Raw genomic sequence first — 12,939 nt, forward strand, 5'->3', positions numbered from 1 at the left:
TTATCTAAAAAAGTGAGAAAATCTCGAATTTTCAATTGTGTATAGTTTTTTTTATCTATAAATTACAGAACACTAGGTTAATACAAAATTAAGAATATAGATGGATAATGAACAAGAGTGGTCACTGACCGGGTTTTTAGATGAACTTAAACGTATTCACGAAACTATGCCTGACCGCCGTTTTGTCTTCATATTAGGTGCTGGTGCTTCTATTGAGTCTAATGTTAAAGGAGCTGCTTCTCTTGCCAAGGAATGGATGAAGATTATCTTTCGCCGTAATAACAATGAAGATGAGTATGATAATTGGTTGCAGGGTAACCCATTACAGATAAAGGGCTGGGACGCAAATAATTTAGCTGCTCATTATCCACAAATATTCAGTTTCTGCTTTAATGGTGATCATGAGTCAGGATACGCAGAGTTAGAAAAAGCAATTGATCAGGGCAGCCCTAGTTTTGGCTATGCAGTGTTAGCTTGGGTACTCGCTCAAGACCGTCATAATATGGTAGTAACTACCAATTTTGATAACCTAGTGGCTGATTCTATGTATATCTATGGAGGTAAAACACCGCTAGTTATAGGACATGAAAGCTTGGCAAGCTACCTAAAGCCTATGTCGCGTCGCCCTATGATTGCAAAAATCCATAGAGATCTTTTTACAGACCCAATCAATGATGAGAAAGGTGTTGGGGAGTTAAAATCTGATTGGGTAGATGCATTGAAGAATATATTCAGCTTCTATACTCCCGTCTTTATTGGCTATGGTGGTAATGATGGTAGCTTGATGAACTTCCTAAGCGACCTCGAAACTAACGATATTAGCGGCCGCCCATTTTGGTGTTATTACGAAAAAGGTGACAAACCAAACGGGGATATCAAAGAATTGATGGTAAAACATAAGGGTGTACTAGTTCCTACCCCTGGTTTTGATCAACTTATGTTTAAGATTGGTTCTACGTGGGGTTATGAAAGAGGTACACAACGTGGAGCAGTAGCAGCTCATACAACAAAAATGCTGGACACTCTAGACCAAAAGATCCAAGAAGTTTATAACGATAGTCCGACAGAAGTACGAGAGAAGCTAAGAGAAGTAAACTCTCAAGAAGAAAAAAGTTGGTTAGACTGGGAGTTTGAAGCTGCCGAAAAGAAATCTGACCAAGAAAAATTAGAAGTTTATAAGCAAGCTCTACTTATACTCCCTACCTCTTACCAACTGTTGTATAACTACGCTAATTTACTTATGGATCTCGACATGGATGACGAGGCTGAGAAAAGTTTTTCCGACGCACTAAAGGTGGAGCCCGAAAACACTTGGATACTAGGCAATTATGCAGGTTTGCTAGAAAAATTAAACAGAGATGAAGAAGCTGAGAAATATTACAAAAATTCACTAGCTGCTGATTCTGTACATATCAACACTATTGGGAATTACGCAAATTTACTCCACAAGTTAGATAGACTTGACGAAGCTGAACAATATTATAAAAAAGCACTAGAGATTGACCCTAATAACTCCAATATCCTTGGAAATTACGCTAACTTTCTGGACCTGTGCGGTAGAGTTGAAGAAGCCCAAAAATATTATCTAAATAGCTTAGAAATCGATCCTGACAGCCCGTATCATTCGGAAAATTATAATAACTTTTTAGCAAGGCTGAACAAAGACACATAACGAACAAAAACGATCTCGGACGATCTCTAAATCCCCTATCTAAAACAGCCCTCGGTGTAGATACATCGGGGGCTGTGTTCCAATACAACTACCGAAATGAAATGCGGTTCTAAGATCGCATAATTGCAGTGTGGAATTTTGGTGTGGAGGGGTGGGTGAGTCCGAACAGGGCCTGAGCGCCCTACTCCATCACTCATTTTATTCTCGCTGCCTAATTCTGATTTTCTTCTGTAGTTGGTGGCTTTTTGATGTGGGAACGACAGTACGAGCACGCTAGATGGAATGGGCTTAAGCTCAACATCCTCTCGATCGCCTTTGATGGTGGTAAGCGCTTGCAAGTAAGCGAAATCCCGTACGCAGAGCTACCACACGTCAAAGTTATGGGAACGAAAGCCCGTACCTACACGATTGAAGCTGTGTTCGTTGGCTCTAGTTCTCTGGCCGATGCAAATGCCCTCATTGAAAACCTAGAAGCAACACCAACAGGCGAGCTAGAACATCCTTGGTTGGGTGAGCTGCCGCTTGTCTTTGAAGATGTATCGCAAAGCATCAGTACCAAGAAAGGATTGGTCACGCTGAGCCTGAAGTTTGCTCGCGCTGGCTCTTCCCCTTCAATCACTGCACCGACATCCGTTCGCACAAAAACGCAGGCCAACATGGTCGAGAGCTTATCGAAACGTTCTTTCGCAAAACAAGTTAAAGGCTTGGATGTATCGAACATTCACCGGGTTCAAAATCATGCCATCAGCGCCCTGAACGTGTTGGTCGACATCACCAACCGCTTAAAGCTTGAAGATGAAAGCCTTCAAGACATTAACCACACCATTAATAAAGCATTCTCGGCAGTGAGTAGTCTCAGCACCAACCCAACTGAGTTCGCTGATCTGTTTTCTACGTCAGTGGATGCGGTAGCCGATGGTGTTCAAGCTGAGCCAAGCTCTGGCAATGAAGCGGTAGACAACTCGCGCAGTGCTCAAGCTTTACTACTAGGTGAAGTGAAACCGGACACGCCAACTCAGCACCATAATGTGCAGATGGTGACGGGCGCAGTGAAGATGAACAAAGACATCACACACTTAGAAAAAGGCGACCGCTTTGATATTACGAAGTCGGCTAAGCAGCCTGAAACCATTAAGAATGATCTGTCGACTTTGATTGTCGGTATCGATGAACGCATCAAAGACACCACCAAAGTGTCGACGCTTGAAAGCATTGAGTTGTTCGACGCAGTCACGACATTGAAAAGCAATGTGAAGGTTCAGCAAGATAAGGTGGTCAGCGGTACCGCACCCCATAGAACGGTGCAGTCACCACGCTTTCAACCTGCGCTGGCGATTGCGCACGATGAGTTCACTCAAGAAAAAGTCATCACCAAAATGAATGCACTGCAGCACCCGCTCTTCATTCGTGGTGACATTGCCGTAAGGGATGTCTCATGAACACGCTAACGATGCACATTGATGGCAAGCCGCGCACCTTCTATCAAGCGAATCTCAACTACTCCATAGAACAGCTGGCCCACACGTTCAGTTGCTCAATTGAGCCTATGAGTATTGAAAGCCCATTGTCGGTTGAGTTCTTCCTTAACGACAAGCCGATTCTGACTGGTCAGATTGATGGTGTGGATTCAAACACCGATTCAAGCACTCACGCTGTTTCCATTTCAGGCCGTTCAAAGAGTGCCAACATGATTGATTCACGCATCACGATGGATGCGCTTTATAACTTGAACGTAGAAGAGCTGCTTCGCCATGTCGCCAAGCCATTTGGTTTGAAAGTGAAAAGCCTAGTGAAGAGTATGCCGGTCATCCCTGAGTTTCAGATAAATGCGGAATCACCTGTAGAGAACGTGGCGCAACTGATTCGAGAGCAAGGTTTTATGTTGGTTGAACGCAGTGGCGTGTTGACCATTGAAAACACCGCGCATGCAACTATCAGCAACATCGGCCTAGAAACGGGCAATAACATCGACAGCCTGAACATCAAGCGCACCTTCAATCAGCAATTTCACACCATTGATGTACAAGGCCAGTGGGATGACGCAAGCGCACAGGTCATCAATCCAAACGTCGAGAGCTCACGCACCATAGTGATCACCTGTGACCAATTACAAAACCGTGAAGCTTGCCTGTCTCGTGCTAAATATGAGCGCAACCTTGCCATTGCTCAAAGTCTGACAGCATCAAGCATGATTGCCGACATCTTCCCCGAATTGGCCATTGATGGTTTAAACCGCGTGATTCGAGTGGCAGACCAAGAGCAAAGCTTTAGTGAAATGTTGGTGATCAAGTCGCTTGGCCTATCAGTGTCTGAAAGCTCTACGGAAACTTCGATTGAGTTGTTTAGACCGTTTAAGGAGCAAAGCTATGTCTAGTGCTCTGCAGCAACAACAGCGATTAATGGCCAGAATCAAAAACGTGATTGGCACCGGTACTGTCACGGGTGCAACCACAGGCCGATTACAAATCAAAACCGCGACAGGCCGAACCAACGACAAGATAAAACGCGTGCACAACTACGGGTTTATGAGCCATCCATTACCAGGGGCGAAAACTTACAACCTGTTCATTGGTGGAACCACATCTCGCGGCATCACCGTGAACGTTGAAGACGAACGTCACCAAATAGAGTTGCAGCCTGGTGAAGTCGCGATACTTGATGACAAAGGCAACCTTGTTCATTTCACGCAACAAGGCATCAAGATAAACGCCTGCGCAAAGTTAGAAGTCATATCGGCACAAGAGACCACAGTGAACGCAACGGCCGTGAACGTTACTGCACCTAAGTCCAAGTTTTCTGGTGATGTAGAAATCGGCGGTAATCTGAAAGTAACAAAGAACGTTGATGTCACCGGTTCTGTGGGTGGTTCATCCGGTACGTTCGGCGGAGTGAAAGTCGAGAAACACGACCACGACTACAAAGACGACGGGACAAACAGAACAACCAAGGGGCCAAATAAAGGATGAGTCATTTCAATTTAACCGCCCTGACAGCACCACTCAGCTCTAAAGAAGGATTAACCCATGCTGTGCTTCAGAGTGTTTACAACTATGCCGAATCGACTCAAAACGATCGCGCCCGTATGGCAAGCAATGAGCGTGGCGGCACTTGGAGCAATGAGTTGATAAACGTGGTCGGCTCTCGTGACTGGACACTCAAGCGAGCAAAGCTCACCGACGAAACATTAAGCCTTGCTAAACGGTTTTGTGAAGAGTCACTCGCTTGGCTCATTACCGACGGCCACGCCAAAGCAGTTGAAGTTTCAGTATGGCGAGAGAAGCCAACCCAAATGGGTCGCAATGTGATGATCACCCTAACCGATGGCTCTCAGTTCGATGTTCCACTTTCAAAGGTTAACCAATGAGTACACAACGAAGCCTAGATGATTTGATAGCTCGCGCAGAAGCCAATCTGGTGTCTGCGACAGGGCAAAACAACCCAGCAACCAAAGGGATAGCCGCTGCCATTGCGGGTGTCAGCTATGGGCAATATGGTTATCAAGATTTGCTGTTCAGGCAGCTGCATCCAGAGACTTGCTCTGAAGAGTGGTTATACCTACACGCCAATCGCCATAAAGCCCCTCGACTACTGCCAACATTCGCAACGGGTCGAGTGCAGTTCACAGAGCTTGGCGGAACGGTGGTGATCAAAAAAGGCACCCGCTTAACGCATGCCAATCACGAGTATGAAACCACCAAAGAACAATACAGCAATGCTCCGGTCGAAGTCATCGCGCTTAAATCGGGTATTGATAGCAACTTACCTGCAGGCGCAATACTGACGCTAAGCAAAGGGCTCAGCGGAATTGATCCAAACCGTGTGGTTTCACAAGGCGTGACAGGTGGCGCGAACATTGAAGAACTCAAGCACTGGCGTTCAAGAGTGATCGTAGCGTTTGAGAAGAACGAGCTCATCGGTAAATCAGAAGATTACCAAGCCTGGGCCGTGTCTGCTCACTCCGATGTGGACTTTGCCTGGGCGCTCGACAACACCCCACAGCGAGGCATGGTGGAAGTGTATATCGGTGCGCGAGAAAACAACCCGACCTTAAGCGCAGGAGTGGTCAAGTTAGTGCAAGACACCTTTGAGCGAAATCGACTGGCAGGTTGTCACCCAATCGCTCATCTACCGAACCAAGTGCCACTCAACATCGAGATACAAGGCATTCAAGACCAAGCCAGACGTAATGATGTAGTCACCGCACTGGAGAATCTTGTGAAAGGGAAAATGGGCAAAATCGACCCGGTAACCCAAAAGCCGGAATCGATCACCAACACTGAAATTGTATTAACCACTTCAACCGTGACCAACAACTTCATTGTTCGATCCCCTATTGGTGAGGTCGCCATTGATAAAAACCAGATACATGTACTAGGAGGCGTAACGTGGACACCGCCGACTTAATTATTAACTACAGTGCCGGTGATTTTGAAAACGCCTACCGTGGGCTATTACCTAAAGGCGAATATTGGCAAGACACCGAGAACGTCGAGCTGGCCAACACCATCAAAGGCATGGCCAAAGACTTCAAGCAAACCCATGACGATATTGAACTGTCGCTATTAACCGAGTTTGAAGAGCAGCAGTTTGGTTGGAAGATTTCAGACTATCAACGGCTCTTGATGACGATGGGCTCCCAAGGTGTGGTGTTTGATGAAAGAGCGAATCCAAACCTCATCAAGATAAACCTGTTCAGTTACAACAATGACGCAGCTTTTAAAGCGCTAGAAGAAAAACGACTGCCGCACACCGAGTTTCATTGGATTTATCCGTTTGATGCAAAGACACAATTTGAACTGGCTACGGCCTTAACCATGAAGCCAGAGTTTAGCTCTCAGCTTGAATTAGATGCTGAAGCCCCTTTTCTGTGCTGCACCGCCATAACTTGGCAACTTGAAATAGGAGACATCGTATGAGCACGCTGCAAGGTATCCCAACTCAGCACGGGATCAGCATTCTCAAAAGTAACCTAAAACAGACCGCGAAAAAGTTTCAGCTGATTGGAGCATTAACCCACAACGCGCCAACTGCGAGCTTGTCCGTTTTCCATACAGACACAATCGAAGCCAGTTATTACGATGACAATGGCGTACTGACGTTTGTGTTCAACCTACCGATTGAAACGCACTTCAATGAGTACCTCTATCAAATCAAGATTATAGATACCTCAGACCAATCAATCGTGGATTGCCAAACCCCAGTGATTGCCTTGGCAAGAGGCATCGGCGGCATGGTCACGCTAAAAGCTGCGGTTTCGGGGCAAGCTGGGCAGGTCATTTTTAAGCACAATCAGTACGTGACAGAAACGGAGTTGTTAGGGCTTCACTTTTCCAAGCTCAAAAAGGAGCTGCTAGCGCTGCGTTGCGGTGAAACTTTATTATTTGACGACCCAAACCCAAGGCCGGGGTGGGTTGATTTGGATGGAGCGCCATTATCCAGAACGACCGATGCGTTGCTTTGGGCTCATGCTCAACGAACGGGCTTGTTGATAAGCCAAGCTACGAAAGATTCAGATAAGAAAAAATACGCAGCGTATTGGGGAACTGGAGATGGTTCAACCACATTCACCAGACCTAACCCCCACTTAGTCGGAGCTTACACGCGTGCCACTCCTGCAGGTGTGGCGCATGGTGAGTATCAAGGCGATGCAATTCGGAATTTTACTGGTTCAACTTCTGCGTTTTATCGAGCTGCTGTAGTGGGTTCAAAAGGTATCTTTGGTTCGCCTATTTACGGTAACACGCCAGCTAAGATCGGCACTCCAGGTACAGACCCTGGCGCTAATTATGGTTTAGACATTGATGCATCGAGACAACTCCCGACAGCACATGAAAACCGACCACACTCACTCAACTACGCAGCTAAAATTCACAGAGGATGGATGTAATGAAAACAGCCTATTTCTACGATTGCGATACATTTGAATACATCGGTCAGCGTCCAGTCCATAAAATTGATGGCTATGACGATTATCTATTGCCGCAGCTAGCCACGTTCATTGAGGTTCCTGAGTTCGATTCAGAAACCGAACAAGCTAAGTTTGATGAGCAAAGCCAAACGTGGACGGTAGAACCTAAGTTTGTTGAGGTTACGGCTTATCATAAGCAAACTCACGACCCCAAAGACTTTGATGATGCGTCTTTAATCACAGACGACTACACAAAAGACGAGCCAACCACACAATGGGACGAGTGGACTAACAACGTATGGGTAACCAACCAAAGCAACAAGTACGTTGCCGAATACAACCAAACTGACGAGATAAGACGACAGCTTTATTCTCGTATGTGTGATCCGTTAATTGCAGAAGCTCAAATAAAACGATTAAGCGGCAACAAAGCAGAGGCCGACATTAGCGAGGCTCAAGCCTTAGCTGCGAGAGCAAAGATCCAAACAGAGCACCCTTGGCCGACACCGCTAGCCAACTAAGCCCAACCCTATTCAAACCCAGCTACTGCGCTGGGTTTTCTACATTTTCCATCTAGAATTCGCCCCAATATCCGCCACTTAACCACCACGGTAAACTAAGCCTAGTTCATTACATTAGGTCGCCAGTATGGAAACGTTAGCCACAACACTGATTAAGAAACATGAAGGTCTTCGGCTTAAGCCGTATCGATGCAGCATGGGAAAACTCACCATCGGTTATGGCCGTAACCTTAGTGACAACGGCATTACCCTAGAAGAAGCCGAACAGCTACTTCAACACAATATTGACGAAGTGATTCAACAGGCTCAAACCTTACCTTTCTTCAGTGCATTGAATGAAGTTCGCCAAGCTGTGATTGTCGACATGATCTTCAATATGGGCTTGCCACGTTTTCAGAAGTTCAAAAAGACCATTGCTCTCATTGAACAACAAGCTTGGCAGGCGGCCGCTAATGAAATGTTAAATAGTCGCTGGGCAAGACAGGTGGGTAACCGCTCTCAAACGCTCAGTGAAATGATGCGTTATGGAACTGAACCAACACAAAAGTAAGGAATGGTTATGAACTTTATTACCGGAATTTTAGGTAAAACCCTGTGGGAAGTGCTGAAAGGCTTAATCTTACAAGTCGCATGGAAAGTGATTCTTGAGCGCTTCGCCTCTCGTCTTGTAATTTGGGGCCTAGAAAAGCTAAAAACCCTCACAACGAACGATGTCACACAAGAAACAGTGAATGACATTATCCATTCACTGAAAGGTAAAAAACTCAAAGAGGTCGAACAATGGGAATGACAATAGATCCGAACTGGCTTAACGCAGTGATAGCGTTTTGTACCTTTGTCACCCTTATCCTTAGCTTGCTGATTGGTTATCTGTTTCGACTATCGAAAGAGCTTGGCGAGCACAAGACTCACGTAGCGGAAACCTACGCTACCAAAGATGATGTCAAAGAGCTAGGCGACAGAATAGAACGCAGCATGGTGAAAGAGTTCGACCGCCTACACACCTTACTCCAAGGTAAGGAAGCCGCATAAAAAATACCGCCTCACTATGGGCGGTATTTTTGTTTGTACTTCGCGTTATTCTTGCGGTTATGCCGCATCCAACTTTTTATACTCATTCGGCATAATCACCTCACTATCCACAACATCATTCAACTCTTGCATCATATCAATCAACGGTAGCAGTTCGTTCTTGTGGAACAGCCAATCTACCTTGTTCAAATCGAGTGACGTAATACTCTCGCGTCGAATGCTCATTAACTCGATTGGTACACGGTGAACTGAAAGCACCTCGTTCATGGTTTGGTTCTTCACTTCTTTGTAAGAGTCTTTGGCTTCAACTTGACCAATCGGCTTGAGCTCTGGTGCTTTGGTGTCTTTACCTTTGGCATTCACAAACAAGTTTTTAAATGCCATACCTTCTTGAGCTTGCAGCTGCTTCTTGATCGCATTCTCTTGCGTGTCTGTCATCGAAGGCTCGTTCATATACAGCAAGTAACCTGCATGATTACCGTTACGGTAGTACTGGCGACGAAACAAGGTAGAATCATCGCTCAGCCAAATGGAGGTCAAAGAGCTAATGTGACTCGGCAAACCATACAGCTCTTGAGCAACGTCATAATCACCCAAATAGAACACTTGGTTATGTTTGTAGTCGATACGGCCATCATCATCGTAAGCTCTTGGCTTATACGACCAACCCAAGTCTTCACGCCTACGCATGTAAAGTGTCGGTAAGTGCTTGAGCTTAACGACTTCACCTAAACCTCTATAATCACGAATCACCTGAAGGTGAGCCCCACCAAAAGTGAGGTAGTCTTGAATAAAGCGCTTTGCATCTTGGCGTGAGAGCAATCCACTCAACGCAATGGCATGCAGTAAAGTATTGCGCTTAAATTCAATCGCACTCGAATGCATCGGGTTGGTGCGCAGTGCTTTGGCTAGCGTATCTAAGGCGATCGGTGGTTCGTATAAACCATCAACCAACGCCACTTCTAAATAACTGAGAATGTCGCTGTTCATCACGCTCACGGGTTTAGAAAATTCAATCTCTATCACTTGGTCTCTCCAAAAATTAGGCTAGAAGAACTCGACAGTGGTGTCGGTGTCGTTATTAATATCAATCGGCTCCCAACGCAGAACGTGCATAGACGCCCAGGCTAAATCCGCATGAGAGCCAATTTTGCTGCGGTTGGAAGTAAAGGTAATTTGGTTACTTACTTTGGTGGTTTGCTGGCGAATCATTAAGAACGAGTGAACGAGGTCATCCCACTCCGCTTCAAACTGTAAGCGGCCACTGTTAATGATTTCTCGTGATTTGTACGCCATCAATCGTTTCACTTCGGGCGAGTAATCCAACTCAACCAAAGCGGGATAAAACTTGCGAACAAGCTCTGCAACCGCAGAGCCTACACCACTGGTATCCATAGCCATGTACACCACATTGTATTTATCGGTAATGCTTCGAATCGTGTCAGCCTGTTGCTCATAGCTAGAACCTTTAAGGCGCACTCGCTCAATCAGTCGGAACACGCCGCCTTTTCGTTTAGGTTTCAACGCTACAACGAGGCCTGCATCATCGGCACTTTCACCCGTTCCGCCTCCTCTTGGGTCATAACCAACCAAAACTTCTGCGTTGCCCACGGGTCTTGCTTTGTCGTGGTCGACATCTTTCCACAGTGACGTATCGGCTTTACAGGCCAGTAGTGCTTTCAATGAGAAGAATGAAGCGCTGTCATCCAAAAACTTACAACGCAGTAGGTTGTCGAAAATCTCTTTAACCGGATACTTACGCTTAAGCTTATCCATGCTGAAGAAGGTCGCGCCCTTCTTAATCGCATCATCAACCGTGATCATTTGACGGAAGATAAAATCACCACCTAAAGCGCCGGCTTTAAGTGCCTTGTGGCTGATATCAATGCCGTGCTCTTTCTTGCCTTGCCATTTCGGGTAGGCTTCATGTGCCATGGTGGAAGGTGTTGAAATGTAAGTGGTGCGAAACTGCGCCTGAATCGACATACCGCCTGCATAATCATCCAATTCAGCAAAGCGAGGGATCCAAAACACTTCATCCCAATACATGTGGCCGTTAAAGCCTTGAGAGGTCGCAACATTGGTCGACATAAAACCAAGCTTTGCGCCGTTGCTTAACTCGATGTCGTCCTTACCTTTTAGGTCAACTTCGCCAATCTCTAGCGCAAATTTACGAATGTAGTTCTTGAATATATACGACTGCTTTTTCGACGCAGAGATAAACACCTGGTTGTCGCCAGTCAGCACCGCATCTTCAAACGCCTCAAAGGCAAAATAGAACGTAAGACCAATCTGACGCGACTTAAGATAAAAGCGAGTTTCATTGATCTCATCGTTTTGTTTATGGCCGTGAATTTCCTTTTGATATTCGAAAAAGGTTTTCTCGCGATACTCATCCAACATCTCTTTGGTGATGTGGGAAACATCGTTCTTCACCTTATTCGACTTACGCCCACGCTTTTGCTCACCATCACTTCGGCCAGCTGGTCGGTTGCGTCTTTGCTCAGCTTCATCACGTTTGAATTGCTGTTCGAGCAACATCTTGAGCTCACGCTCTTGGCTCTCAAGCTTTTGGTCAACCCACATCAAGTAAGCAATGCGCTGTCTCATCATTAATTCGACAGGCGCGTCATCCCTCAACGTTTTCCAATCAAACTGAGTTATCCATTTTTGAACCGTGCGTGTGGCTACGCTAACCGCTTCTGCAATTTCAGCAGGCTTACGTTGGCGTAAAAACAGTCCCAAAGCTTTCGTTTGGTCGGCGGTATATAGCGGTTCGCTAACAACATTATTTTCCATGTTTGCATAGTGCTACAGCGCTTGTGATTACTCAGCTTGAACGATTTCTATATCAAGCGTTTAGAACTAGGACAAATACAAAAAGGCGGAGGCATTGGGTAAATTGGAATCATCGAATTTAGGAGAGTTTAGGCATGTTCCAATCAGAGCTAATTTGTATTTTACAGGCAGGAGCAACCATTGATGGTCGAGTCATTGAGCAAAAAATCATTGATGAGATTGCAGAAACTTACAACCCAGAAGTCTATACAGCTCGAATCAATGCAGACCACTACCCGTGGAGCAACAAGTATGGCTCAGTCCTATATGTAGAAAAGAAAGAAGACAAGCTATTCGCAGTACTGAAACCAAACTCAATGCTTTTGCGTATGGCTGAGCAAGGCCAGCTTTTACATACCTCATGTGAGTTCTATGAAAAGTTTGCAGACACAGGGAAAGCCTACCTGACCGGATTGGCCCTCACTGATGAGCCTGCATCGTTAGGTACGACACAGATTCAATTATCGGCTAACAGCAAAGATAAAGCGTGTGTCCCAACGAGCTTTCAAATCACCTTGGAACAACTCTCTAAAAGCACCGAGGAAGAAGAAGCCTCGATGTTCAATACATTTAAACGCTGGCTTAAGGGCGAAAGTGAACTTGAGCAGCTCTCACAACAACAGGAAGACGACGACATGAGTAAAGAACTTGAAGAGCTACTCAAGCAAAGCATTGAGCAAGGCAAAGAGAATCAGAAGCAACTAAGCCAGCTAAGTGAGCAAGTTGAAAAGCTCAACACCAATGGTCAGCCGCAAGAACCTGAAGCCGAAGAAGGTGCTGAAGTGACTGAACTGAAAGGTCAAGTCGAGACTCTTTCGTCACAGGTAGAAAGCCTAACAGGTAAAATCGAAAAGCTCAGCAAGCTAACCGATGAAGATCAGCGCCAGTTAGCAGGTCAAGACGGCGAAGAAGAGCAATACCTATAAGGCATTCTTGCTCACCCATTTACGAATTCAAATAGGCAGAAC

15 protein-coding genes are annotated in these 12,939 nt (G+C 45.8%); 13 read left to right on the forward strand and 2 right to left on the reverse strand.

The features are described from left to right. Window positions 1-100: 100 nt before the first annotated feature. The 12 genes from AB4232_RS08170 to AB4232_RS08225 all read left to right on the forward strand — a co-directional run bounded on the left by AB4232_RS08170 (window position 101) and on the right by AB4232_RS08225 (window position 9,133). Window positions 101-1,672: a tetratricopeptide repeat protein gene (locus AB4232_RS08170; protein ID WP_372086895.1), complete on the forward strand. Its 1,572-nt coding sequence runs from the start codon at window positions 101-103 to the stop codon at window positions 1,670-1,672. Window positions 1,673-1,920: 248 nt separating this feature from the next. Continuing rightward, window positions 1,921-3,111, forward strand: coding sequence for a DNA circularization N-terminal domain-containing protein (locus tag AB4232_RS08175; protein WP_372086896.1), 1,191 nt, complete (start codon window positions 1,921-1,923; stop codon window positions 3,109-3,111). After that, window positions 3,108-4,046, forward strand: a complete 939-nt coding sequence (locus tag AB4232_RS08180; protein ID WP_372086897.1) for a phage tail protein — start codon at window positions 3,108-3,110, stop codon at window positions 4,044-4,046. The genes AB4232_RS08175 and AB4232_RS08180 overlap by 4 nt, the downstream gene beginning before the upstream one ends. After that, a complete protein-coding gene (locus AB4232_RS08185; RefSeq protein WP_372065511.1) occupies window positions 4,039-4,638 on the forward strand; it encodes a phage baseplate assembly protein V in 600 nt (199 codons plus the stop codon). Before AB4232_RS08180 ends, AB4232_RS08185 begins: the two co-directional genes overlap by 8 nt. Next, the gene (locus tag AB4232_RS08190) at window positions 4,635-5,036 is read left to right on the forward strand and encodes a phage GP46 family protein (RefSeq protein ID WP_102561718.1); all 402 of its coding nucleotides are present in this window, start codon (window positions 4,635-4,637) and stop codon (window positions 5,034-5,036) included. The genes AB4232_RS08185 and AB4232_RS08190 overlap by 4 nt, the downstream gene beginning before the upstream one ends. Beyond that, window positions 5,033-6,076 carry a baseplate J/gp47 family protein gene (locus AB4232_RS08195; protein WP_372086898.1) on the forward strand — a complete coding sequence of 348 codons (1,044 nt, stop codon included), beginning with the start codon at window positions 5,033-5,035 and terminating at the stop codon, window positions 6,074-6,076. Before AB4232_RS08190 ends, AB4232_RS08195 begins: the two co-directional genes overlap by 4 nt. Continuing rightward, complete coding sequence (locus tag AB4232_RS08200) at window positions 6,058-6,588, forward strand: hypothetical protein (RefSeq protein ID WP_372086899.1); 531 nt, start codon at window positions 6,058-6,060, stop codon at window positions 6,586-6,588. Before AB4232_RS08195 ends, AB4232_RS08200 begins: the two co-directional genes overlap by 19 nt. Next, the gene (locus AB4232_RS08205; RefSeq protein WP_372086900.1) at window positions 6,585-7,559 is read left to right on the forward strand and encodes a hypothetical protein; all 975 of its coding nucleotides are present in this window, start codon (window positions 6,585-6,587) and stop codon (window positions 7,557-7,559) included. Before AB4232_RS08200 ends, AB4232_RS08205 begins: the two co-directional genes overlap by 4 nt. Continuing rightward, complete coding sequence (locus AB4232_RS08210; RefSeq protein WP_372086901.1) at window positions 7,559-8,101, forward strand: hypothetical protein; 543 nt, start codon at window positions 7,559-7,561, stop codon at window positions 8,099-8,101. Before AB4232_RS08205 ends, AB4232_RS08210 begins: the two co-directional genes overlap by 1 nt. A 127-nt stretch (window positions 8,102-8,228) precedes the next feature. Next, complete coding sequence (locus AB4232_RS08215) at window positions 8,229-8,651, forward strand: glycoside hydrolase family protein (RefSeq protein WP_016785372.1); 423 nt, start codon at window positions 8,229-8,231, stop codon at window positions 8,649-8,651. Between the two features lie 9 nt (window positions 8,652-8,660). Next, entirely contained in the window at window positions 8,661-8,891 is a 231-nt protein-coding gene (locus AB4232_RS08220; protein WP_102561736.1) for a hypothetical protein, read from the forward strand. Further along, window positions 8,882-9,133, forward strand: coding sequence for a hypothetical protein (locus AB4232_RS08225; protein ID WP_016785374.1), 252 nt, complete (start codon window positions 8,882-8,884; stop codon window positions 9,131-9,133). The genes AB4232_RS08220 and AB4232_RS08225 overlap by 10 nt, the downstream gene beginning before the upstream one ends. Before the next feature lie 57 nt (window positions 9,134-9,190). On the opposite strand, the gene AB4232_RS08230 is transcribed toward AB4232_RS08225, so the two are convergent. Then, window positions 9,191-10,159 carry a phage portal protein gene (locus AB4232_RS08230; RefSeq protein WP_372086902.1) on the reverse strand — a complete coding sequence of 323 codons (969 nt, stop codon included), beginning with the start codon at window positions 10,157-10,159 and terminating at the stop codon, window positions 9,191-9,193. Between the two features lie 21 nt (window positions 10,160-10,180). Then, the gene (locus tag AB4232_RS08235; RefSeq protein ID WP_372086903.1) at window positions 10,181-11,932 is read right to left on the reverse strand and encodes a terminase large subunit domain-containing protein; all 1,752 of its coding nucleotides are present in this window, start codon (window positions 11,930-11,932) and stop codon (window positions 10,181-10,183) included. A gap of 134 nt (window positions 11,933-12,066) precedes the next feature. Between AB4232_RS08235 and AB4232_RS08240 the strand changes: the two genes are divergently transcribed. Beyond that, window positions 12,067-12,897, forward strand: coding sequence for a GPO family capsid scaffolding protein (locus tag AB4232_RS08240; RefSeq protein WP_372086904.1), 831 nt, complete (start codon window positions 12,067-12,069; stop codon window positions 12,895-12,897). The last annotated feature ends 42 nt before the right edge of the window (window positions 12,898-12,939 follow it).

It is taken from the genome of Vibrio sp. 10N.286.46.A8, assembly GCF_041470165.1.
GTDB classification, from domain to species: Bacteria; Pseudomonadota; Gammaproteobacteria; order Enterobacterales; family Vibrionaceae; genus Vibrio; species Vibrio tasmaniensis_A.

Coding starts and splice junctions, on each gene's coding strand:
- AB4232_RS08195 (WP_372086898.1), top strand. CDS start 5,033: ATGAGTACACAACGAAGCCTAGATGATTTGATAGCTCGCGCAGAAGCC.
- AB4232_RS08215 (WP_016785372.1), top strand. CDS start 8,229: ATGGAAACGTTAGCCACAACACTGATTAAGAAACATGAAGGTCTTCGG.
- AB4232_RS08240 (WP_372086904.1), top strand. CDS start 12,067: ATGTTCCAATCAGAGCTAATTTGTATTTTACAGGCAGGAGCAACCATT.
- AB4232_RS08205 (WP_372086900.1), top strand. CDS start 6,585: ATGAGCACGCTGCAAGGTATCCCAACTCAGCACGGGATCAGCATTCTC.
- AB4232_RS08235 (WP_372086903.1), bottom strand. CDS start 11,932: ATGGAAAATAATGTTGTTAGCGAACCGCTATATACCGCCGACCAAACG.
- AB4232_RS08185 (WP_372065511.1), top strand. CDS start 4,039: ATGTCTAGTGCTCTGCAGCAACAACAGCGATTAATGGCCAGAATCAAA.
- AB4232_RS08180 (WP_372086897.1), top strand. CDS start 3,108: ATGAACACGCTAACGATGCACATTGATGGCAAGCCGCGCACCTTCTAT.
- AB4232_RS08225 (WP_016785374.1), top strand. CDS start 8,882: ATGGGAATGACAATAGATCCGAACTGGCTTAACGCAGTGATAGCGTTT.
- AB4232_RS08190 (WP_102561718.1), top strand. CDS start 4,635: ATGAGTCATTTCAATTTAACCGCCCTGACAGCACCACTCAGCTCTAAA.
- AB4232_RS08170 (WP_372086895.1), top strand. CDS start 101: ATGGATAATGAACAAGAGTGGTCACTGACCGGGTTTTTAGATGAACTT.
- AB4232_RS08220 (WP_102561736.1), top strand. CDS start 8,661: ATGAACTTTATTACCGGAATTTTAGGTAAAACCCTGTGGGAAGTGCTG.
- AB4232_RS08210 (WP_372086901.1), top strand. CDS start 7,559: ATGAAAACAGCCTATTTCTACGATTGCGATACATTTGAATACATCGGT.
- AB4232_RS08175 (WP_372086896.1), top strand. CDS start 1,921: ATGTGGGAACGACAGTACGAGCACGCTAGATGGAATGGGCTTAAGCTC.